This is a genomic window from Neisseria sp. HMSC068C12, from assembly GCF_001814095.1.
GTDB classification, from domain to species: Bacteria; Pseudomonadota; Gammaproteobacteria; order Burkholderiales; family Neisseriaceae; genus Neisseria; species Neisseria perflava.
The window spans coordinates 1-542 of record NZ_KV814790.1 but is presented as its reverse complement, the minus strand read 5'-3'; the positions used below and the strand labels follow the sequence as shown (position 1 = coordinate 542).

At 56.6% G+C, this 542-nt stretch carries 1 pseudogene; it reads right to left on the bottom strand.

Features of this window, described 5'->3' with window-relative positions:
* Positions 1-542: pseudogene (locus HMPREF2952_RS11455) on the bottom strand (RHS repeat family protein); the annotation flags it as partial.

The window sequence follows — 542 nt, the reverse complement described above, 5'->3', positions numbered from 1 at the left end:
ACCACTGCCGTCGTATTCATAGCGGACCAGCGGCGTACCGACCCGAACGGTTTCACCAAAGGATGGTAAACCCTCCAACAGCGATACCGACAGCAGCCGCATTCTAGGTGACTGTTCATCAGCCACATTGCCGAAGTTCAGCGAGAATACCCGGCCGTTGCCGTCAATAATGTATTGCGGCAAACCGGTCAGCGGATGATAGACGAAACGCTGATGGTTGCCGTTGGCGTCTTCCACCGCGACCAAAGGGAAGAGGGTGGAATCTTCATCCGAACCGTCCTCCGCCACCACCAAAGGGGCAAAACGCAGCGCTATCGAACCGTCCAGCGAAGCAATGACATAATGGCCGTCCGGATTCTTGCTGAACCAAATCTGTTCGCTCTCGAACAATACCGGTTCTTCATCATCTTCATCGACTTCCGGCAAAGGGAACAAACGGCCCTGATCGTCGATATAGGCCAATCCGGCCGCATCGCGGATAATGCGCTGGCAGCCCGGTACGCTCCAGCCCTCGCCGAGCCAGCCAGTACCGTCTTGGTCGG